This is a genomic window from Variovorax sp. 10L426 (genome assembly GCF_056395305.1).
In genome coordinates, this window is sequence record NZ_JBFTJF010000010.1 from 1 (window position 1) to 21,985 (window position 21,985).

Annotated in this window: 19 protein-coding genes; 9 read left to right on the plus strand and 10 right to left on the minus strand. The window is 64.6% G+C overall.

Annotation, left to right across the window (positions count from 1 at the left end; translation table 11 throughout):
* Positions 1–677: Rossmann-fold NAD(P)-binding domain-containing protein (locus AC1DHL_RS15680; RefSeq protein ID WP_478162546.1), on the minus strand; the 677-nt coding region annotated here is incomplete at its 3' end.
* Between the two features lie 270 nt (positions 678–947).
* Between AC1DHL_RS15680 and AC1DHL_RS15685 the strand changes: the two genes are divergently transcribed.
* Genes AC1DHL_RS15685 through AC1DHL_RS15695 form a run of 3 tightly spaced genes read left to right on the plus strand, consistent with a single transcriptional unit; the run spans position 948 to position 4,476 of the window.
* Positions 948–1,667: a response regulator transcription factor gene (locus AC1DHL_RS15685; RefSeq protein ID WP_478162547.1), complete on the plus strand. Its 720-nt coding sequence runs from the start codon at positions 948–950 to the stop codon at positions 1,665–1,667.
* On the plus strand, positions 1,664–3,994 hold the full coding sequence (locus AC1DHL_RS15690; RefSeq protein WP_478162548.1) for a CHASE2 domain-containing protein: 2,331 nt from the start codon (positions 1,664–1,666) through the stop codon (positions 3,992–3,994). The genes AC1DHL_RS15685 and AC1DHL_RS15690 overlap by 4 nt, the downstream gene beginning before the upstream one ends.
* Before the next feature lie 5 nt (positions 3,995–3,999).
* A complete protein-coding gene (locus AC1DHL_RS15695) occupies positions 4,000–4,476 on the plus strand; it encodes an NUDIX hydrolase (protein ID WP_478100008.1) in 477 nt (158 codons plus the stop codon).
* A 21-nt stretch (positions 4,477–4,497) separates the two neighbouring features.
* Here AC1DHL_RS15695 and mnmA read toward each other — a convergent pair whose 3' ends face one another.
* Positions 4,498–5,607, minus strand: coding sequence for a tRNA 2-thiouridine(34) synthase MnmA (gene mnmA / locus AC1DHL_RS15700; RefSeq protein ID WP_478162549.1), 1,110 nt, complete (start codon positions 5,605–5,607; stop codon positions 4,498–4,500).
* Between the two features lie 119 nt (positions 5,608–5,726).
* Here mnmA and AC1DHL_RS15705 point away from each other — a divergent pair, with 119 nt between their 5' ends.
* Positions 5,727–7,460, plus strand: coding sequence for a long-chain-fatty-acid--CoA ligase (locus tag AC1DHL_RS15705; protein ID WP_478100005.1), 1,734 nt, complete (start codon positions 5,727–5,729; stop codon positions 7,458–7,460).
* The gene (locus tag AC1DHL_RS15710) at positions 7,457–9,091 is read left to right on the plus strand and encodes a WS/DGAT/MGAT family O-acyltransferase (protein WP_478100003.1); all 1,635 of its coding nucleotides are present in this window, start codon (positions 7,457–7,459) and stop codon (positions 9,089–9,091) included. Before AC1DHL_RS15705 ends, AC1DHL_RS15710 begins: the two co-directional genes overlap by 4 nt.
* Positions 9,092–9,098: 7 nt before the next feature.
* Here AC1DHL_RS15710 and AC1DHL_RS15715 read toward each other — a convergent pair whose 3' ends face one another.
* The gene (locus AC1DHL_RS15715; RefSeq protein ID WP_478100001.1) at positions 9,099–10,097 is read right to left on the minus strand and encodes an LLM class flavin-dependent oxidoreductase; all 999 of its coding nucleotides are present in this window, start codon (positions 10,095–10,097) and stop codon (positions 9,099–9,101) included.
* Positions 10,098–10,173: 76 nt separating this feature from the next.
* On the opposite strand from AC1DHL_RS15715, the gene AC1DHL_RS15720 reads away from it, so the two are divergent.
* A complete protein-coding gene (locus AC1DHL_RS15720) occupies positions 10,174–11,733 on the plus strand; it encodes a phospholipase D family protein (protein WP_478162550.1) in 1,560 nt (519 codons plus the stop codon).
* Positions 11,734–11,743: 10 nt separating this feature from the next.
* Here the strand turns inward: AC1DHL_RS15720 and AC1DHL_RS15725 are convergent, their stop codons facing one another.
* From AC1DHL_RS15725 to AC1DHL_RS15745, 5 genes are read right to left on the minus strand one after another with little or no spacing between them, the layout of a single operon-like run.
* Positions 11,744–12,121, minus strand: a complete 378-nt coding sequence (locus tag AC1DHL_RS15725; protein ID WP_478099997.1) for an SHOCT domain-containing protein — start codon at positions 12,119–12,121, stop codon at positions 11,744–11,746.
* 34 nt (positions 12,122–12,155) lie between these two features.
* Positions 12,156–12,383, minus strand: coding sequence for a LapA family protein (locus AC1DHL_RS15730; protein WP_478162551.1), 228 nt, complete (start codon positions 12,381–12,383; stop codon positions 12,156–12,158).
* 38 nt (positions 12,384–12,421) lie between these two features.
* Entirely contained in the window at positions 12,422–13,852 is a 1,431-nt protein-coding gene (locus AC1DHL_RS15735; protein ID WP_478162552.1) for a basic amino acid/polyamine antiporter, read from the minus strand.
* Between the two features lie 26 nt (positions 13,853–13,878).
* Complete coding sequence (arcA, locus tag AC1DHL_RS15740; RefSeq protein WP_478162553.1) at positions 13,879–15,153, minus strand: arginine deiminase; 1,275 nt, start codon at positions 15,151–15,153, stop codon at positions 13,879–13,881.
* A 33-nt stretch (positions 15,154–15,186) separates the two neighbouring features.
* Positions 15,187–16,608 carry a basic amino acid/polyamine antiporter gene (locus AC1DHL_RS15745; RefSeq protein WP_478162554.1) on the minus strand — a complete coding sequence of 474 codons (1,422 nt, stop codon included), beginning with the start codon at positions 16,606–16,608 and terminating at the stop codon, positions 15,187–15,189.
* A gap of 256 nt (positions 16,609–16,864) precedes the next feature.
* Here AC1DHL_RS15745 and AC1DHL_RS15750 point away from each other — a divergent pair, with 256 nt between their 5' ends.
* The 3 genes from AC1DHL_RS15750 (at position 16,865) to AC1DHL_RS15760 (ending at position 20,368) form a co-directional block, all read left to right on the plus strand.
* Positions 16,865–17,308 (plus strand): outer membrane lipoprotein, encoded by a 444-nt coding sequence (locus AC1DHL_RS15750; RefSeq protein ID WP_478162555.1) that lies wholly within the window; start codon positions 16,865–16,867, stop codon positions 17,306–17,308.
* Between the two features lie 135 nt (positions 17,309–17,443).
* A complete protein-coding gene (locus AC1DHL_RS15755) occupies positions 17,444–19,273 on the plus strand; it encodes an SLC13 family permease (protein ID WP_478162556.1) in 1,830 nt (609 codons plus the stop codon).
* 84 nt (positions 19,274–19,357) lie between these two features.
* Positions 19,358–20,368, plus strand: coding sequence for a zinc-binding alcohol dehydrogenase family protein (locus AC1DHL_RS15760; protein ID WP_478162557.1), 1,011 nt, complete (start codon positions 19,358–19,360; stop codon positions 20,366–20,368).
* A gap of 114 nt (positions 20,369–20,482) precedes the next feature.
* Here the strand turns inward: AC1DHL_RS15760 and ssb are convergent, their stop codons facing one another.
* Together ssb and AC1DHL_RS15770 are read right to left on the minus strand one after the other, a co-directional pair.
* A complete protein-coding gene (gene ssb / locus AC1DHL_RS15765) occupies positions 20,483–20,986 on the minus strand; it encodes a single-stranded DNA-binding protein (protein WP_478099984.1) in 504 nt (167 codons plus the stop codon).
* Positions 20,970–21,797 carry a hypothetical protein gene (locus tag AC1DHL_RS15770; RefSeq protein WP_478099982.1) on the minus strand — a complete coding sequence of 276 codons (828 nt, stop codon included), beginning with the start codon at positions 21,795–21,797 and terminating at the stop codon, positions 20,970–20,972. Before AC1DHL_RS15770 ends, ssb begins: the two co-directional genes overlap by 17 nt.
* Positions 21,798–21,985 lie beyond the last annotated feature (188 nt).

Sequence of the window (21,985 nt, forward strand, 5' to 3'; positions counted from 1 at the left end):
CCTTCGGCGGCTTCCTTCTCCTCGGCGGTCTCGTAGGGCACGTCGATGAACTTGCCGCCCAGGGACTCGATCTGTTCCTTGACGCTGGGACGTACATCGGAAGCCTCGATGACGGCGCCCAGGCGCTTGGCGGTGGCAATCGCCTGCAACCCCGCGACGCCCACGCCCAGGATCACGACGCGCGCCGCCTTCACGGTGCCGGCCGCGGTCATCAGCATCGGGAAGAAGCGCTGGTACTTGTCCGCGGCCATCATGACGGCCTTGTAGCCGGCGATGTTGGCCTGGGAGGAGAGCACATCCATGCTCTGGGCGCGGGTGGTGCGCGGAGCAGCCTCCAGCGCGAAGGCGGTCAGGCCGGCTGTGGCCAGGCGCTGCAGCCCCGGCACATCGAAGGGATTGAGCATGCCCACGAGGACCGTGCCCGGCTTCATCAGCGCCGTCTCGCCATCGTCAGGACTGCGCACCTTCAGCACGATCTCGCAGCCGAAGGCCCCCGCGACATCGGTGATCTGCGCACCAGCGGCCTCGTAGGCGCCATCGGTGAGGCTGGCCGCAATGCCCGCGCCCGATTGCACTCGCACGGTGTGGCCCTGCGCAACCAGCTTCTTCGCGGTCTCCGCAGTCACGGCCACTCTTGTCTCGCCTGGCGCAGTTTCGGCCGGCACGCCTATCAGCATGGAGGTCTCCTCGGGGTAGCTTTGAATTGGCGCCAGAGCTTACATGAAGAAAAGCCCTTCAAGTTGTCCCCCAGGCGCCGCCGGCAACGAGCCGCGACACGTCAGCTCTACACGTAGCGCTACCAAATCAATAGCAGATTCAGCACACGCAAGGTCGATGTCCGACGGCCGCGTGGTAACGCCCGTATTACATCAATATGTACACTCAAGCCGCCCACGACCGTGACGCAGATTCCAGCGTGGGCCATAACGAGATACAGGGAATGGACCATGCGAATTGCAGCGCTCGACGATGAGGCGAGCCAGCTCGACCTCATCCGGCACACGATGGTGGACGCCGGGCACGAATGCCACGCCTTTTACGAAGGCAAGACATTGTTACGGGATCTCCGCCAACAGACATACGACCTGTTGATCCTCGACTGGAGCCTGCCGGACGTCGAAGGGCCCTGCATCGTCCGCAGGATCCGCGAGGAGCTCAAGAGCCGGATTCCGATTCTCTTCGTGACAAATCGTCGCGAAGAGCAGGACATGGTCGAAGGACTGGCCGCCGGCGCGGACGACTTCATGGTCAAGCCGATCCGGGTCGCAGAATTGCAAGCGCGCGTCCAGGCGCTCCTGCGCCGCTCCTACCCCGCCCAGCACGAAGCGGACCTGGTCTTTGGCGATTACCGCTTCACCCACGCTACCCGCACGCTCGGCATCAAGGGCGAACTCGTCGAACTCAGCTACCGCGAGTACGAACTGGCCTTCTTCCTGTTCCAGAACATGGGCCGCCTGCTGTCGCGCGAGCATTTGCGCGAGGCTGTATGGGGCGTGGGCAACGAGTCGCCCTCGCGTTCGCTCGACACGCATGTGTCGCGCCTTCGGGTGAAGCTCAACCTGGTGCCATCGAACGGCTTCCTGCTGTCGGCCGTGTACAGATTGGGCTACAGGCTCGAATCCATCGACGACAACGTGCTTCGCCCGCTCTATTCCACAGAGAAATGAAGCGCTGGATCCAGCAGAGGGGATTCTGGTTGTTGCTTGCCACGGGCCTGCTCTCGCTGGTCACCGTGCTCAGTCTCACCAAGCCCATGCCGCGCATCGACCGGGTCTTGCAGGACAGCGCCCGTGCGGCGCTGGCTTCGCCGCCGTCGCAAGACATCGTCATCGTCGCGATCGACGAAAAAAGCCTCGCCGCGATCGGCCGCTGGCCCTGGCGACGCTCGCTCCACGCCGAACTGCTGAGCCGCATTGCCGCGCAGTCGCCCCGATGCATCGGCCTGAACCTGCCCGTGATGGAACCCGACCTCGATCATCCGGAAGACGACGCGGCACTGGCGGACGCCATGGTCGACAGCGGCTGCGTCGTCCTGCCGATCAGAGTCCGTACGCTGGGCCCGCAGAACGTACAGGAACTCCTCCCCGCGCCCGCACTGGCTGAAGCTGCCGACGGCATCGGCCATACGCGCCTCGCGCTCGACGGGGACGGCATCGCTCGCAGCGTCTATCTGCACGAGGGCTTCGCGGGACGCATGCGACCGCATTTCGTCCTGGCGCTGCGCGACGCGGCCGAGGGTCGCCACACGCCGCCCACGTCGCTCGAAGCCAGCGCCGCGCCGCAAACCTGGCTGCGCGGCGACCCGGAGACCATCGTCTTCAAGCGTGGCCCCGACCGCTTCAAGACCGTCTCCCACATCGACGTGTTGCAGGGCAAGGTGCCCTCCGACCTGTTTCGCGATCGCTATGTGCTGATCGGCGCGACGGCGCCGGGGCTGGGCGACCTCCATGCCAACGCGTCGCCCGACGTACCGGGACTCATGTCCGGCGTCGAGATCTATGCCAACGTGCTGCAGACCCTGATTTCCGGGCGACACGTCGCCGTCGCCAAGCCTTGGCAGGACCTGCTCTTCAATCTCGTCCCTCTGGCGGTGGCGCTGCTGGGCGTCCTGTGGCTGCGGCCGCTTGGCGTGATCGGGCTGATCGGTGCCATGCTCTTGCTCCAGCTCGCCATTCATCTTGGGCGCCCCTCGATCAGCGTGTTGTTCGCCCCGGCCGCCGGCGTCTTCGGGTTGCTGCTGCTGTACCCGCTGTGGAGCCTGATGCGTCTTTCGGCAGCCTTCGGCTATCTGCGCAAAGGAACCGAGGAACTGACGCGGGAGGTCGGCCGCAGCGCTCTGCTGCCGGCGCCGCGATCGGCGGGCGATTTTCTCGACCGCCAGATCGATGCGACGCGGGCTGCGATCAATCACATGCGTGACATGCACCGCTTCGTGCGCGACGGCCTCGATCAACTGCCCGACGCAACGATGACGCTCGACACCGAAGGCCGCGTGGTGCTCGCCAATGTCGCGGCACTGCGCTACTGGCAGCGAAGCCTCGTGGAAACGATGGGCCAGGATGCGCACGACCTGATGGCCGACATCCGCCGACGCACGACCGGCGCGCCGATGGTCCCCAGGGGCGCATTGCTCGGCGACCTGCAGCCCATCGCGGGCGAGGGCGTGGATTCTCAGGGTCGCGCACCGCTGTTGCGCTGCGTTCCGTTCTTCAACGCGGACAACGCGCATGCCGGTTGGATGATCGCGCTGGTCGACATCTCGGAGATGCGGCGCGCGCAAAGCCAGCGCGACGAGGCGCTGCGCTTCATCTCGCACGACGCGCGCGAGCCGAGCGCGGCGATCCTTACCATCCTCGAACTGGCGCGCGAGCGGCCCGATGCGTTCACGGATGCTTCGCTGCTGGCGAGCATCGAGCGCCAGGCGCAAACCGGCCTCGAACTGGCTGATGGCTTCGTGAACCTTGCTCGCGCGGAGGCCGAACCGTTTCACCCCGAAGTGCTCGACTTGATCGACCTGCTGCAGCAGACAATCGACAACGCCTGGGCGCGCGCGCGGCGTCTGCAGGTACGCGTACTGGTCGTCACCAGGCTCGAAGAAGCGCTTTGCATTGCGGACCGAAACCTGCTGACTCGCGCGTTGACCAATGTGCTGGGCAACGCGCTCAAATATTCGCCGCAGGGCGCCGACCTCGAAAGCAGCGTCGACGAGGAGGAACGGCATTGGCGCGTAGCGTTCAAGGACCACGGGCCAGGCATTGCGGTCGAGCTACAGTCTCAGCTGTTCCAGCCCTTCCACCGCTTGCACCATGAAGGACACCCGGAAGTTCATGGCGTCGGCCTCGGGCTGCTGCTGGTGCGAACCGTGACGCAGCGCCACGGCGGAACGGTGGAGATCGACAGCGCCGCCGGTGCAGGCTGCACTGTCACGCTGGTGCTGCCGAAGCCCACGACCGCCGAGATCGAGGCGTTGGCACCGACATCTGTTGAGGAGTAACGAACATGGCAATTCGCTGGAAGCCCAACGTCACGGTTGCGGCGGTGATCGAGCAGGACGGACGGTTTCTGCTGGTCGAGGAAGACACGACCGACGGGCTCATGCTCAACACGCCGGCCGGCCATCTCGACCCCGGCGAATCGCCGGCCGAAGGCTGCGTGCGCGAGACGCTGGAAGAAACCGCGCACCACTTCACGCCGACCGCGCTCATCGGCATCTACATGGCCCGCACGGTGCGCGAAGAGGACATCACCTACATGCGCTTCGCCTTCGCCGGAACGTTGGGTGCATTTGAGCCGGAGCGCGCGCTCGATGAAGGCATCGTGCGCACCCTGTGGATGACGGCAGAGGAAATCCGCGCCAGCAAGGGGCGTCATCGCAGCCCGTTGCTGCTGCAATGCGTGGAAGACTATCTCGCGGGCAAGCGCTATCCGCTCGAACTGATCCACATTGACGAATCAGTTCAACCCGCGATTTCGTGAGACGCCGAGGAACGGCCTTCCCTATCCAGCTCTCGCGATCACGCCGCCACCCAGGCAGACGTCGCCGTCGTAGAGCACCGCTGACTGCCCCGGCGTCACCGCCCACTGGGGTTCAGCAAAGTCCAGCCGGAATGCCCCATTGGCGCCATCACCCAGCCGGCAACCGGCATCGGCCTGTCGGTAGCGAGCCTTCGCCGCATAAGCCCCGCTCGAAGGCGCATCACCCGCAACCCAACTGGCATCGTCAGCCTCCAGCGCCGGCGACAGCAACCACGGATGGTCATGCCCCTGCACCACCCACAACGTATTGCTCTCGACGTCCTTGCGAGCCACGAACCACGGTGCATGCTCGCCCGCGCCCCGCACTGCGCCTTTTTCCTTGATGCCGCCGATCCCCAGTCCCTGCCGCTGCCCCAGCGTGTAGAAGCTCAAGCCCTGGTGCTCGCCGATGCGTCGGCCACGTTCGTCGCGGATCGGTCCGGGCTCCTTCGAGATGTAGCGATTGAGGAACTCGCGAAACGGCCGCTCGCCGATGAAGCAGATGCCGGTCGAGTCCTTCTTCTTCGCGTTGGGCAGGCCGATCTCGTCGGCGATGCGCCGCACTTCGGTCTTGCGCAGTTCGCCAACCGGAAACAGCGTCTTCGACAACTGCTGCTGGTTCAGGCGATGGAGGAAGTAGCTCTGGTCCTTGGCCGGATCGAGCCCCTTGAGAAGCTCATGCCGCCCGGTGGCCTCGTTGAGCCGCACGCGGGCGTAGTGCCCGGTGGCGATCTTCTCCGCGCCCAGGCGCATCGCGTGGTCGAGGAAGGCCTTGAACTTGATTTCGGCGTTGCACAGCACGTCGGGGTTTGGCGTGCGGCCGGCCTGGTATTCGCGCAGGAATTCGGCGAAGACGCGATCCTTGTAGTCGGCCGCGAAGTTGACGTGCTCGATCTCGATGCCCAGCACGTCGGCCACGCTGGCCGCGTCGACGAAGTCAATGTTCGACGAGCAGTATTCGCTGTCGTCGTCGTCTTCCCAGTTCTTCATGAAGATGCCGACCACTTCGTGGCCTTGCTCTTTCAGCAGGTGCGCCGTGACCGCGGAATCGACTCCGCCGCTCAGGCCCACCACGATGCGCTGCTTTTCCATAGGGCACGGATTGTCCCAGCACCCGCAAGCCGGTGCCCGCATCCGGGAAATCACCGAGAAGCGGAGGCGCGCGGGCGGCTGGCCGGCTCCCACAATGGACTGCCCAACCGGAGACAAACATGGTTTCTTCCCCCTCCAGCGCCACGCCCTGGACGAAGTGCTATCCGAGCGGCATGCGCTGGGATGCCGAACTCCCCACCCGACCGCTGCAGCAGATCCTCGACGAGGCTGTGACCCAATGGCCCGACCGGCCTGCCATCGAATTCATGGGCCAGGTCATCAGCTATCGCGAATTCGGCGAGGCCGTGGATCACGCGGCCAAAGGCCTGCAGGCGCTGGGCGTCAAGCCGGGCGTTCACGTCGGGCTGTACCTGCCGAATACGCCGCACTATCCCATCGCCTTCTTCGCGATCCTGAAGGCCGGCGGCACGGTGGTGAACTATTCGCCACTGGATGCCGAGCGTGTGCTGGCCCACAAGATCGAGGACAGCCGAACCGACTTTCTCGTGACGCTGGACCTCGTCACGCTCTATCCGCAGATGGCGCGCCTGATCGGCAATTCGCGGCTGAAGAAGCTCATCGTCGGCAGCCTCACGGACTATGGCGCCGCGCGCGACGCGGTGCGGGCGCATTTGCAGGGCGCGGGCCAACTGGCGGCGGTGCCGACGGACGATCGGCACATGTCGTTCGCGCAGCTCCTGGACAACGATGGCCGCTACCAGCCACACGTCGTGCGCTCGGTCGATGACGAGATCGTGGTGCTGCAGTACACCGGCGGCACGACCGGGCTGCCGAAGGGCGCGATGCTGACGCACGCCAACCTGTCGTCGGCCTGTGCGCAATACCTCGAATCGACCGGCGGCGATCCGCCGATCCTGGACCATGGCGTGGAACGCGTCCTGGCCGTTCTGCCGCTGTTCCACATCTATGCGCTCAGCGTGAACATGATGCTCGGCATCCGGCTGGGCGCGCTGCTGGTGCTCCACACGCGCTTCGATCTCGATGCGGTGATGCACGACCTTGCGGCCAAGAAGATCACCGTGTTTCCCGGCGTGCCGACGATGTTCACGGCGATCATCAACCACCCGAAGGCGCGCGAGACCGACCTGCGTTCGCTCAAGTTCTGCGGCTCCGGCGGAGCGCCTTTGCCGGTCGAAGTGGAGCAACGCTTCTTCGAACTCACCGGCTGCCACCTCAACGAGGGCTGGGGCATGACTGAGACCTCGCCGACCGGCACCTTCACGCCCGCGCGCGGCATGCGCAAGGCCGGCTCCTGCGGCATGCCGCTGCCGGGCATCCACTTCAAGCTGATGAGCCTGGACGATCCGTCGAAAGAGGTCGCCATCGGCGAACCGGGCGAGTTGTGCATCAAGGGCCCCAACGTCATGAAGGGCTACTGGAACAACGAGGCCGCCACCGCCGCGTCGATGACGCCCGACGGCTACTTCAAGAGCGGCGACGTGGCGAAGATGGACGCCGACGGCTTCTTCTACATCGTCGACCGCACCAAGGACATGCTGCTGTGCGGCGGCTACAACGTCTATCCGCGCGTGATCGAGGAGGCGATGTACGAGCACCCGGACATCGCCGAGGTGTGCGTGATCGGCATCCCCGACGAATACCGTGGCCAGTCACCCAAGGCCTTCATCAAGTTGAAAGAAGGCGCATCGGGGTTCACACTGGACGAGCTCAAGCTGTTCCTCAAGGACCGGCTGGGCAAGCACGAGATGGTGGGCGCGATGGAGATCCGGAGCGAACTGCCCAAGACGGCGGTGGGCAAGCTGTCCAAGAAGGATCTGGTCGACGAGGAAGAACGCAAGCGCGAGGCAGCGCCTGCAAGGAGCACGTCATGATTCACCTCAGCGGCATGGACGCATCGTTCCTGCATCTGGAAACACCCGAATCACCGATGCACGTGGGCAGCCTGCAGTTGCTCGACCTGCCTGCGGGCTATGAAGGCGACTTTGCCGAGGACGCGAAGAAGTACCTGAGCGGCCGGCTGCACCTGGCATCGGTGTTCGTGCGCAAGCTGACGATGATGCCCTTCGACCTTGCCAACCCGGTCTGGGTGGACGACGACGACGTGGATCTCGACCATCACATCCACCACGTGATCATGCCCAGACCCGGCACGATGGCGCAGCTTGAAAGACTGGTCGGCCGCCTGCATTCGTCGCTGCTCGACCGCAGCCGCCCGCTCTGGGAAATCCACATCATCGAAGGCCTGCAGACGGGCCAGGTGGCGCTCTACACCAAGATGCATCACGCCGCAATCGACGGCCAGGCCGGCGTCGCGGTGGCCAAGGCACTGTTCGACATTTCAGAAACGCCATCGGTCGTGAAGGCGCCGCGCGCCACGCGCCGCCGCGATTCGTCGCAACTCGGCATGGCCGAACTCGCCAGCGCCGCGATCAGCAACAGCGTGGAGCAGTACATCAAGCTGATTCAGTCGATCCCGACGACCGCGAAGGCCATCTCGAGCGTGCTGATGCCTGTTTCCGAAACCACCGGTCAACGCAGTTTTGAGTTGCCCAAAGGTGTGAAGACCGCACCCAAGACGCCGCTGAACGTGTCGATCACCAACCAGCGCTCATTCGCCGGACGCTCCGTGCCGATGGCCGAGATCAAGCAGATGTCCAAGGCCACGAACACCAGCCTGAACGACATCGTCCTGGCGATCTGCGCCGGCGCGCTCAGGCGCTATCTGGCGGACTACGGTTGCAAGCCTTCCAAGCCGCTCATCGCGGCGGTGCCGGTGTCGTTGCGCAGTGAAGGCAATACCGACCTCAACAACCAGGTGTCGACCATGCTTGTCAGCCTGGCCACCGATATCTCGGACCCGCTCGAAAGGCTGGCGGCCATTCACGAATCGTCGAGCGAAGGCAAGAAGCTCACAGGCAACGTCAAGGCCGCGATACCGATGGACTTTCCTTCGCTGGGCATGCCGTCGCTGGTGTCGGGGTTCGCGTCGCTCTACGGCCGCTCGGGTCTCGCCGACAAGCTGCCGCCGATGGCGAACGTGGCGATCTCCAATGTGCCGGGTCCCTCGTTCCCGCTCTACTTCGCCGGGGCCAAGCTCGCGACCTACTTTCCGGTATCGATCCCGGGCCACGGGCTGGCGCTGAACATGACCGTGCAGAGCTACAACGGATCGCTCGAATTCGGACTCACGGCATGCCGCAGGGCGGTGCCGGACATCGCGGAGCTGGGGGACTATGTCGTGGCGGAGCACAAGAAGCTGCTGTCGCTGATCCAGCAGCGCGAGGGCATCACCCCGGCTCCGGCGGAGGCAGCGAAGGCCTTGAAGGCCTCCGAACCGAAGCCGGCAAGAGCAACTGCCAAACCCAGGCCGGCGGCCAAGAAACGCGCGACGGCCAAAGCGCCAGCCAAGAAAGTGGCGGCCAAGGCTGTTCGCCCGCGCGCGCCGCGTGCCGTCGCGCCGGCACGCAAGCCCGCTGCGAAGCAAGGGTCTGCTCTGAGCTGACGGGCGCTCAGCGAGCCGCGGCGATCTCTTCACGCAATTCGGCCGCGATCTCGTACGACCGCAGCCGCGCCTCATGATCGAAGACCTGCGAGGTGATCATGAGTTCGTCCGCGCCGGTTTGATCAACGAAGGCCTGCAGCCGCGCGCGGACCGTATCGCGCGAACCCACGGCAGAGCACGACAACACCGAATCGAGCAGGGCGTTTTCCGCCGGGCCCACGCGCTCGCGATAGCCCGCGACCGGTGGCGGCAAGCGCCCCGGACGCCCGCTGCGCAGGTTCACGAAAGCCTGCTGCCACGATGTCGCGCGGAACGCGGCCTCTTCATCCGTCTCGGCCGCGAAGACATTGAAGCCCAGCATCACGCAGGGCTTGGCCAGCTGTGCGGAGGGCTTGAAGGTCTCGCGATAGATCCGGATCGCCTGCATCAGCTGCTGCGGCGCGAAATGCGAAGCGAAGGCATAGGGAAGGCCCAGGTGCGCGGCCAGCTGCGCGCCGAAGGTGCTCGATCCCAGAATCCACACCGGCACTTCAAGCCCCATGCCGGGCACGGCACGCACCGCTTGGCGGGGCTCCTTCGACATGAAGTCCATCAGCTCGATGACGTCCTGCGGAAACTGGTCTGCGTCAGACTGGAGATCGCGCCGCAGCGCCTGTGCGGTGCGCTGGTCCGACCCCGGCGCGCGGCCGAGCCCGAGGTCGATGCGGCCGGGGTAGAGCGACTCCAGCGTGCCGAACTGCTCGGCGATGACGAGCGGCGAGTGGTTGGGCAGCATCACACCGCCCGCGCCGATCCTGATGGTCGAAGTGCCCGCGCCAATGTGGGCCAGCAGCACCGCCGTCGCCGCGCTCGCGATGCCCGGCATGCCGTGGTGTTCCGCCAGCCAGTAGCGGCGGTAGCCCAGCTTTTCGCCGTGCCGCGCAAGGCTGAGCGAATTGCGGAACGACTGCGCGGCGTCGCTGCCTTCGGTAATAGGGGAAAGATCGAGGATGGAAAACGGGACCATCCCGCTATCTTGGCCCGGAACGGCCATCTTCAACTCGCGAAGGGATATTGGCCCGACAACAGTTAGGCTCGCAGATATGGCACTGCGCTTTTTGTGGATCGCGTTTTTGGCTCTGGCGCTGAGCGCTTGCGGCTCGCTTCCCGTCGACGTGCAGCGACCGGAGTCGCACAGCCTTCAGGCGTCCCCGGCGGAAAGCCCACTCGCGCAGCTCGCCGCCTCGCAGCTTCCGGTCGACGCCCAATCGGGCTTCCGGTTGCTGCCCCTGGGCTCCTACGCACTGGACGCGCGGCTTGCGCTCATCGAACGTGCGACACGGACGCTGGATGTGCAGTACTACATCATGCAGAACGACGAGACCGGGCGCGCGATGTTCGGCGCCCTGCGGGACGCGGCCGAGCGCGGCGTGCGCGTGCGACTGTTGCTCGACGACCTGAGCACCACAGGCGCCGAACCCCTCATCGAGGCGCTTGCAGACGTTCCGAACCTGGAAATCCGCCTGTTCAATCCCTTCTGTTGCGCTCGCTCCAGCCTTTCAGGCCGAATTGCGACGTCGCTGGGAGACCTGCCACGGCTCGATCACCGGATGCACAACAAGCTGCTGATCGCCGACGGTGCGCTCGCGATCGTCGGCGGCCGCAACATCGCGGACGAATACTTTGCCCGCAACCTGGTCGCCAACTTCATCGACCTCGACGCCATCGCGGCGGGGCGCGTGGTGCCGCAACTGGGGGTTCTCTTCGATCGCTACTGGAACAGCGAGGAGTCCTTTCCCGCCGCGTACTTCTCAGGCCCTCGCCCGCCGGCCGGCGTGCGCGACGCGCGCCTGCGGGAACTGCTCCCGGCCAGCGCGGCGCGCATCGAGATCGATCTTCCAGACAAGGACATCCTCGGCCTGGAGCCGGTCAGCAAGGAACTCCGGGCCCAGCGGCTGACGTTGGTTCCGGGACTGGCCTATGCGGTGGCGGATCGTCCCTCGAAACGGCTGCAGACGCCCGACGATGTCGAGAACACCAGCCTCATGTCCGGCGCGGTGAGCCAGATGCTCGGCGCACGCTCGGAACTCGTGGTGAGTTCGCCGTATCTGGTGCCGGGCAAACGAGGCATGGCGGTCTTGCAGAGTCTCCAACACAAAGGGGTCCACGTGACGCTGGTGACCAATTCGCTGCCTGCCAACGATTCGACCCTCGTCTACTTCGGCTATGCCCGCTACCGGCCAGGCATCGTCAAGGCGGGCGTCGACCTCTACGAAGTCAGTGCGACCACCAAGCCAGACAGCAAGTCGATCTTCGGCATCGGCGGCTCGTCGAAAGGGCGCCTCCACGCCAAGCTGGCGGTCATCGACGAAGAGGTGGTACTGCTCGGATCATTGAATCTCGACCCCCGTTCGGCGCGCAAGAACACGGAGCTTGGCGTGGCCATCGACAGCCCGGCGCTGGCGAAACAGGCGCTGCGCATCGTGGAGGCCATGAAGTCGGAGGCCTATCGCATCCGCCAGGCACCTGAAGGAGGCATGCTGGCGTGGGTGCCGCCCGACGAGGACGACGACCAGGCCCTCGACCATGAGCCGGGCATCTCGGTCCTGAACGCCTTGCAGCGGCTGCTGCTGCAGCCGCTAGTCCCCGAAGACTACCTCTGACGAATCAGCATCAGGACAGCGCCTTGGCCTTGAGCCGCGCGAACTCTTCCTGGCTGATGGTTCCCGCGTCGAGAAGTGCCTTGGCCTCCGTGATCTGTTCCGCGGGCGACTTGCCGGCCACCTGGCGGATGTAGGCGTCGGTGTCGGACTTGGCGCGCTGCAGGCTGGCCCGTTGTCTTTCCGCCATGCCCCGGCCGCGCGCGATGATGTAGATGATCGCCGTCAGGCCCGGGATGAAGATGAGCCCGACGATCCACAACACCTTGAATCCGCCGCCCAGTTCCGAGTCGCGGAACAGGTCCCCGATGATCTGAAACAGGATGAGGAGGTAGACGATGAGGACGAAGGTCGACAGCAGGAGTTGAATCAGGTCCCAGAAATTGCTCATTTCATTTCCTCTTGATGTTGTTGAGATTGAAAAACTAGTACGAACGGGATGTAGCCTTGTTTGTCCATGTCCGCAAGAGCCCGAGGACGAAGCCTCCGGTGAACATGCCGAGGACGTAGACCAGCAGGACCATGACAGAGGTCGGCAACGTGACGCTCATCGAAAACAGCGAGACCGTCACCGAGTCCATGTTCTGCACTTTGAAGAGCACAACGATGCCGGCAAAGATCACGATCAGCGCTATGTAGAGGTAACGGGTCATACGACTTTCTCCATGTCAAGGAAGGTGGCTGCACGCATCTAGACCGCGATCGCGCCGGAATTGAGCGCAACAACAGCCGCAACCGCAGCCAGCGCCACCACCACGAAGAAGACCCACTCGGGCGGCGTGAAGATTCGCTCCTTCTGCTCGCGCCGTGCGACGAAATAAAGGAGGGTCCCGGGCGCGTAGAGCACTGCCGAGAGCAGGAGGAATTTCATCCCGCCGGCGTAGATCATTCCGGCCGCATAGATGGTCGCGATCGCGCCGCGGACCCAGTCGCCAGTGCGGCCCCGGCCGTCGCCGGCGTAGGTTTCGCCGGTCCAGGCGAGCTTCAATCCATACGCAGCGACGAGCAGATAGGGAATCAGCGTCATCGAGCTCGTCATCTTCAGCGCGAGTGTGAATGCGTATTCGGCGAACCAGGTGATGAGCAAGAAAATCTGGATGACGATATTCGACAGCCACAGCGCGGCAGCAGGAACCTGGTTCTTGTTTTCCCGCGCTAGGAAGGCAGGCATTGTCTGGTTCTTGGCCGCGGAATGGAGAACTTCCGCGGCAAGCAGCGACCAGGCCAGGTAGTTGCCGAGTATCGAGATGAGCAGGCCGATGCTGATGAAGACCAGCCCCCACGGCCCGACCAGCGCCGCCATCACGCCCGCCATCGCCGGGGTGGGGAGTGCGGCGAGATCCGGGCGCAGCAGCACGCCGTACGAAAGGATGGTGACGAGGATGAGCAGGCACAGCACGCCCAGGAATCCCAGCACCGTGGCAAGGCCCACGTCCTCGCGCCGCTTCGCATAGCGCGAGTAGACGCTCGCCCCTTCGATGCCGACGAACACGAAGACCGTGACCAGCATGGTGCTGCGCGCCTGATTGGCAACGCTCGACAAGCTGCGCTCTTCGCCGCCCCAGAAATTCCACGCAAAGATGTCCGCCCTGAATCCGACGATGGCGACCACGATGAAGACGACGATCGGCACGATCTTGGCGACGGTCGCGATGGTGTTCAGTGCCGCGGCCGACTTGACGCCGCGCAGGACCAGGAAGTGCACTGCCCACAGCAGGATGGTTGCCGAGACGATCGCGACGACGGTCGTTCCATCGCCGAAGACCGGAAAGAACTGGCCGAGCGTCGCCTTGATGAGAATCAGGCAAGCGGTGTCGGCGAGACAGCATCCGATCCAGTAGCCGACCGCGGAAGCGAAGCCGAGGTAGTTGCCGAACCCGGCCTTCGCATAGGCATAGATGCCGGCGTCGAGATCGGGCCGGCGACGCGACAAGGTCTGGAAGACGAATGCCAGCATGAGCATCCCGGCGCCGGCAATCGACCACGCAATCAGCGCACCGGCGACACCCGTCGATCGACCGAACGCTGACGGCAGGGCAAAGATGCCCGACCCGATCATCGAGCCGACCACGAGGGCGATGAGCGCGCCGAGCGAAAGTTGCTGGTCCTTCGGGGTGGTCATGCCGGTTCAGCGCGTCGTCCTGGGGATCAGTAATCCACGGGATCGCGGCTGATGGGGCAGGTCATGCAGTGGCCGCCACCACGGCCGCGGCCGAGCTCGGCGCCGACGATGGTGATCACCTCGATGCCCTCCTTGCGGAGCAGCGTGTTGGTGTAGGTGTTGCGGTCATACGCATAGACCACGCCCGGCGAAGCGCACACCAGGTTCGCGCCGCTGTCCCACTGGGTGCGCTCGCGCTGGTAGTCGCTGCCGCCGGCCTCCACCACGCGCAGCTTCTTCAGCCCCAGCGCCTGGGCCACGACGTCCACGAAGGACTTGTTCTCCTTGCGCAGTTCGACCCCGCTCGGGTGGCTGCTCGGGTGGTAGGAGAAGGTGCTGGTCTTGTTCATGAAGTCCGGCGCCAACAGCACACAGTCGCGGTCGGCGAAGGTGAAGACGGTGTCCAGGTGCATCGCCGCGCGAATCTTGGGCATGGCCGCGACGATGACGCGCTCGGCCGCGCCCTTCTTGAACAGCGTGGCCGCAAGCTGGCTGATGGCCTGGCGCGACGTGCGCTCGCTCATGCCGATGAGCACGACCCCCTTGCCGATGGGCATGACGTCCCCGCCTTCGAGCGTCGCCAGTCCATGGTCCTGGGTCGGGTCGCCCCACCACACGTTGACCTTTCCAGCGAAGTCGGGGTGGAACTTGTAGATGGAGGTGGTGAGGATGGTTTCCTCATGGCGCGCGGGCCAATACAGCGGGTTGAGCGTGACGCCGCCGTAGATCCAGCAGGTGGTGTCGCGCGTGTAGAGCGTGTTGGGCAACGGCGGCAAGAGGTATTCGGTGGCGCCTGCGGCTTCCTTGGCGACCTTGAGCGCCTCGCCGCCGTGGGCTTCGGGGAAGTCGTGGGTGGAGAGACCTCCGATGAGGGTTTCGGCAAGCTGGCGGTTGTCCAGGCCTTCGAGGTAGCTGCGCAGCTCGTCGACGAAGCCCAGGCCGACCTGGTTGGGCACGACCTGATTGTCCAGGATCCATTTCTTGCCTTCGGGCACGGCCACCGTCTCGGCCAGCAGGTTGTGCATCTCGAGCACTTCGACGCCGCGGTCGCGCATCTTGGTGACGAAGTCGAAGTGATCGCGCTTGGCGTTCTCGACCCACAGGACATCGTCGAAGAGGAGTTCGTCGCAGTTGCTCGGGGTCAGGCGGGAGTGCGCCAGGCCGGGCGCGCAGACCATCACCTTTCGCAACTGGCCAACTTCCGAATGCACACCGAACGCGGTCTCTTTCACGTTTGCACTTGCTGCACTTGCTTTCGCCATGATGATCTCCAGTGGTTGTATCCAGCGCGCCGGCTAGATGGTGATGTAGCCCGTCGCGAGCCAATAGATGCCGACGACGGCGCCGATGACGGCGAGGATGAAGATGATCCAGTCCGACGCCTTGGTGAATACCGGAAGGTTCTGCTCGCGTCGGCACCAGAAGTAAAGCGCCGTGCCGGGTGCGTAGAGGACCGCGGACAGGACGATGAACTTCATGCCGCCGGCGTAGAGCAGGAAAGCCGTATAGGCTGTCGCGACGGCCGCAATGACGAGGTCGCGCGTGCGCTCATGGGGTCGTACCTCGTAGCTTTCTCCGCGTTTTGTGAGCTGCAGACCGTAGGCGGCAACCAGCAGGAAGGGGATCAAGGCCATTGCGCTGGTCAGGTTCAGCATCAGCGAGAAGGCATCGCGCGACCAGTAGGTGGTGATGACGATCAGCTGCACGATGATGTTGGTCGCCCACAGGGCCACCACCGGAACCTTGTTCTTGTTCTCCGTGGCGAAGGCTTTCGGCATGTCCTTGGTCTTTGCCGCGGCGAAGAGCACTTCGGCGCAGATCAACGACCAGGCAAGGTAGGCGCCCAGCACCGAGACCAGCAGCCCAACGCTCACGAACACCGCGCCCCAGGGTCCGACCACGGCTTCGAGCACGGTGGCCATCGAGGGTTGGCGCATGCCGGCTACGTCGGGTCGCTCCAATACGGCGTAGGGGAGCAGCGTCACCAGCACCATGAGCGTGGTGACGACGATGAAGCCGGTGATCGTCGCCGCGCCCACGTCCGAACGCTCCTTCGCGTAGCGCGAATAGACGCTGGCGCCTTCGATGCCCAGGAAGACGAACACGGTCACCAGCATGGTCGCGCGTACCTGCTCGAAGATGCCCCCTTCCAAGCCTGCGCCATAGAAATTGAAACGAAACAGATCCATCTTGAAGGCGAAGATCAGGATCACGATGAAGACCACAATCGGAATCACCTTGGCAACCGTCACGATGGTGTTGATGAAGGCGGCTTGCTGAACCCCGCGCAGGATCATGAAGTGGAAGAGCCAGATGCCCACCGAGGCGACGACGATGGCGACGACTGTGTTTCCATCACCGAAGACGGGGAAGAAGGCGCCGAGAGTGGACTTGATCAGCACCCAGTAGGAGACGTTGCCTATACAGCTGCCGATCCAGTAGCCGAAGGCCGACAGAAAACCCGGGTAGTCGCCAAAGCCTTCTTTCGCGTACGCAAAAACGCCGGCATCGAGGTGGGGCTTGCGCTCGGCGAGTGACTGGAAGACCCGCGCCAGCATGTACATGCCGGTGCCCGCTATGAGCCACGCTATGACCGCGCCGAAAGGCCCGGTGGCATTCGCAAAGGTCCGCGGCAAGGAGAAGATCCCCGCCCCCACCATCCCGCCCACCACCATCGCGGTGAGCTGCAGGCGGGACATCTTTTGTTCTGTTGCCATGAGTCTCCTCTCGATGGTCGCGTACGACCTGCGGATTGTTGTTGCCTGTGCGCGCACCGGCAGGTGCGCCGCTCGACAGGTCAGACTCAGCATCAGTGCGCCCCAAATCTTTGTCAAGTCGACGAAGGATGTGCGATGCAATCGCTGATCGAAGCGCACTGCCCCAAGGTGCAACGGCTGTTGCACGTTGGTTCAATTGCCCATTGCGCGACGGATGCCATCATCTTTTTTCATTCTTGTGGAAGGAGATATTCCAATGACATCCCGACTTCTCTCTCGCATCGCAGCATTTGCGATGACCCTCGTCCTCGCCGCGTGCGCGGCGCCCGGCTCGCAAACCGACACCATGGCCATTCGCCAGGGTGTGATCGAGCAGATCACGCCGACACAGATCCAGACGTCGCAACACACGGGTGTCGGCGCGGTGCTCGGCGGCCTCACGGGCGTGGGTATCGGCAGCCTGATCGGCGGCGGCACGGGACGCGATGTCGCCATGGTGGTGGGCGCCATCGGCGGCACGGTGGCAGGCGCCGAGGTTGCGCGCAGGTACGACCGCCCGCTCGAGGGCCAGCAGATCTTCGTGCGCACCAACAGCGGCGTGCTGGTCGAGGTGACGCAACCCGTCACGCCGGGCTTGCGCGTGGGTCAGCGCGTCTACATCCAAGGCAACGGCGACGGCGCGCGCGTGATGCCCCAGTAGGACGAAGCCCAAGACGAGGCCGGGTGCGGCCTCCGCAAGCGCTTTCAGATCCTCCCGAAGGACGGTACGATTCGCGGCGACACGGCGCCCGGGTGAGGCGCCAGCCGTCCCCAGACCGGGCCTGAGCCCGCACTCATGACCGTCCAACTCGGCATCGTTCTCATCCTTCTCGCCAGCGCGGTCGCGATGTTCGCGATCAATCGTCCACGCACGGACGTCGTCGCGCTGATCATGATGGCCGCCCTGCCCTTCACCGGCGTAGTGAGCATGACGGAAGTCCTCGCCGGCTTTTCGGACCCCAACGTGGTACTGATCGCGATGCTGTTCGTGATCGGCCAAGGCCTGGTGCGCACCGGTGTGGCGCAGCGGCTGGGTGACATCCTCGTGGTGCGCGCGGGCCCCGATGAGACTCGGCTGATCGTGCTGTTGATGGTCGTCGTCGCCGGCGTCGGCGCCATCATGAGTTCAACGGCAGTGGTCGCGATCTTCGTACCCATCGTGATTCGCATCGCGCGCAACACCAGGATCTCGCCGCGGCGGCTGATGATGCCGCTCAGTGTCGCGGCGCTGGTGAGCGGCACCATGACACTGGTGGCGACCACGCCGAATCTTGTGATCCATGGCGAGCTGGTGCGCGAGGGGTTCAAGGGCTTCAGTTTCTTCAGCTTCACACCCTTCGGCGTACCGCTGCTCGTGCTGGCCATTGCCTACATGCTGCTCACGCGCAGGCTGCTCAAAGTGACAACGCCGGAGGTTGCGGCATCAAGCCGGCGAACCGGGCTCGGACACTGGATCGAGGAATACGCGTTGGCCGGCCGCGAGCACCGCCTGCGCATCGCACCGAACTCCCCGGCTGCGGGCCGAATGGTCGACGAGGTCGGGCTCGAGGACGTACTGGGCGTGAATGTGCTGGCGATCGAGCGCCGTGACCGCTTCATCACCCGCCTGCTGCCCCCGGGTACGCGCATCGAGACAGGCGACGTGCTGTTCGTCGACGTGTCGAACCCCGCGGTCGACGTGGACGAACTGACGCGCAGATTCGGCCTGGAGAGGGTGCCGCTCGCTGGCGCCTATTTCTCCGAACACTCGCAATCCATCGGCATGGCTGAAGTGCTGATTCCGCCGGGATCGAACCTGGAGGGGAAAACGGTGTCCGAGACGCGCATGCGCTCGCTGCACGACGTCACCGTGATCGGCCTGAAGCGTGGCCGCTCGGGACGCGTGAAGAGCGCGGAGAACATGCACACCAAGCGGCTGAAAGCCGGCGACTCCCTGCTGGTCGTCGGCATCTGGAAGTCGATCAGCAAGCTCCAGTCGGACATGGACCTCGTCGTCTTCAGCTTGCCGACGGAATTCGACGAGGTCGCACCGGCCGGCACACGCGCGCCTTTCGCGCTGTTCTCGCTGGCGCTGGTCGTGACGCTGATGGTGAGCGGCCTGCTGCCCAATGTGCATGCCGCGCTGATCGGTTGCCTGTTGATGGGATTGTTCGGGTGCATCGACCTCCAGAGCGCCTACCGGTCGATCTATTGGCAAAGCCTGTTGCTGATCGTCGGCATGCTTCCGTTCTCGCTGGCGCTTCAGCGAACTGGCGGGGTCGATCTCGCAGCGCAGGCGCTGGTGAGCGTGGTCGGCGACGCGAGCCCGCGCATGGTGCTGGCCGCCATCTTCGTGGTCACTGCGCTCTTGGGCATGTTCATCTCGAACACGGCCACGGCGGTGCTGATGGCGCCGGTCGCCATTGCCATCGCCACGGAGTTGCACGCGTCGCCCCTGCCGTTTGCGATGACTGTGGCGTTGGCATCCTCCGCGGCTTTCATGACGCCAGTGTCGTCGCCGGTGAACACGCTCGTGGTGGGGCCGGGCGACTACAGCTTCATGGACTTCGTGCGCGTCGGCGTGCCGCTGGTTCTGCTCGCGCTGCTGCTCAGCATCGCGCTGGTACCGTGGCTGCTTCCTTTCTAGGGAGCCGATCGGCGCTGATCACTGTGCAGGCAGCGCCGGCTTGTGCACCTACATTCACGCGATCATTTCACTGAAGGGACTTCCATGAAAGCCGTCGGCTACCGCCAACCACTCCCTATCGACAACCCCGCCGCGCTCGAGGATCTCGACCTGCCGGCTCCCGAAGCACATCTGCGCGATCTGCTCGTGAGGGTGAAGTCGATCTCCGTGAACCCGGTCGACACGAAGGTGCGCAAGGGCGTCGCCCCGGAGGCCGGCCATGCGAAGGTGCTGGGCTGGGACGCCGTCGGCACCGTCGAGGCCATTGGCCCGGAGGTCACGAATTTCAAGCCGGGCGATCGCGTGTACTACGCCGGCTCGATCACTCGGCCAGGCGCCAACAGCGAACTGCATGCCGTCGACGAACGCATCGCCGCGCTGGCGCCCCGGAGCCTCGACGACGCGCAGGCGGCGGCATTGCCGCTCACCACGATCACGGCGTACGAGTTGCTTTTCGACCGCTTGCGCGTGCCCAAGGGCGGCGGCGCGGGCCAGACCCTCCTCATCACCGGCGGCGCCGGCGGGGTCGGCTCCATCCTGATTCAGCTGGCGCGCCAGCTTACTCAGTTGCGAGTGATTGCGACGGCATCACGCCCCGAGACGCACCAATGGTGCCTGGCGCTGGGCGCACACGCGGTGATCGACCATTCGAAGCCGCTGGCCGCGGAGCTGAAGGCTGCGGGCCTCGGCGAGGTCGACATGGTGGCGAGCCTGACGCAGACCCAGCAACACTACGCGCAGATCATCGAAAGCCTCAAGCCCCAAGGCCAGCTCGCGGTGATCGACGACATGCCGGAGTTGAATGCGATGGCACTCAAGACGAAGTGCATCTCGCTGCACTGGGAATTGATGTTCACGCGTTCGAGGTTCGAGACGCCGGACATGGAGCGCCAGGGCGAACTGCTGGCCGAAGTCGCGCAACTGGTCGACGCCGGCCGCATCCGCACCACGGTCAACGCCAATTTCGGCACGATCAACGCGGTGAACCTGCGCAAGGCTCATGCGCTCATCGAAAGCGGCAAGGCGCAAGGCAAGGTCATTCTTGAAGGGTTCTGAGCAAGCGCACTCGCTTCGATCCGTCATACACAAGGACAGGACAAGACACAAAGCACAAAGGGCCGGCTCCTTTCGGCAGCCGGCCCTTTTTGTCGGGACCTGATCGAGCCCGGGTCAGAACGGAATGTCGTCGTCCATGTCGTCGAAGCCCGAGGACGACTTCGAGGGCGCCTGGCGCGGTGCGGGCGCGGGTGCACGGGGTGCCGCCGCAGCAGGCGGACGCGAGTAGCCGCCGCCTTGCGAGTAGCCACCGTCGTCGTCGCCCGACGGGGCGCCCTGTCCCTGGCGGCTGCCGAGCATCTGCATCTGATCGACGCGGATGTCGGTGGCGTACTTCTCGACGCCATCCTTGTCGGTGTACTTGCGGGTACGAATCTGGCCTTCGACGTAGATCTGCGAGCCCTTGCGCAGGTACTGGGCGGCGATTTCGGCGAGCCGGCCGTTGAACACGAGACGGTGCCACTCGGTGGCCTCGCGCATTTCGCCGCTTTGCTTGTCCTTCCACTTGTCAGTGGTGGCCAAGGTCGCGTTGCAGACCTGATCGCCGCTCGGGAAGGTGCGCGTTTCCGGATCTCGTCCGAGATTGCCGACGAGGATGACTTTATTGACCGATGCCATATGTACTGCCCCTGGGAGATGCCAGTAATTCCGTGGTTCGCGGGTTCGCGAAAGCGATCGAGTCTAACTCGCCGCGGCTGGGTTCCCTCGTCCGGGGCGGTATTCCTGCACGCATCAGACGGTAGCCGGCGTACGGGAGGGTTTCAAGTCGCCACCCGTGAAGGTCGCGCAATCGGAGCGAAGATCGCAGTTCCTTGATCACGCTCCCGATACTGTCGATCCGGAACCGCGTCTCGCCTTCCTCATTCGACGGCAGCATCAGCAGCAGCGCGCTCTTCGTGACGGTCTTGCCGGCGTGAAAGAACAACTCCAGGGCGATATCGAAAGCGACAGCATCGAGGCGGGTCTCGCGGTTCGCGAAAGCGACCACGGTGCGAACCGGGTCAAACGAATACTCGCCCCAGGAAAGGAGAGGCCGAGGCTGCTCCAGTCCGACAGCATCGAGGAAGGAGCGGATGTCCAGGAAGAGATCGCCGAAGAACCGGGGCGAGGCGGTGACCACGCCATTCAGTGCGACGAGCGCATCCAGGCAGACAGGCTTCTGCATTTCGACATGGAACACCGGAACGCTCGGACCGACGACCTCACGGACTCTCTCGAAGACGCGTCCGTGCGTATCCGCCGGGGGCACGTCTCCGAGGAGCAACATGTCCAGCGTGGACGCATCGGACCCCATGGCCGCGAGTTCGTCGAGACCCAGGAACACGCGCGGCGCATACCCGAGCGAGCGAAAAACGCGACGCGCAAATTCGCGCGTGCGCAACGTATAGGCGAGCACACCGACCCGCCGCTTGGCGGCAATGCGAGACATGACGACTCGGCGGTGGTCAGTCCGAAGCGACCACGGACAGAGGTCCGCGAGCGCAATCGGGAGATGCAAAGTTGGAGGAGGCGGTGTTCCGGTGGAACGAGGAATGGAGCGCGCTCCGGTCCGGCGCGCCGCGCGCAACGGCGCCGCGAGCCAAGGCCGCAGTGATCAAGACAGACATGTAGCTTCCC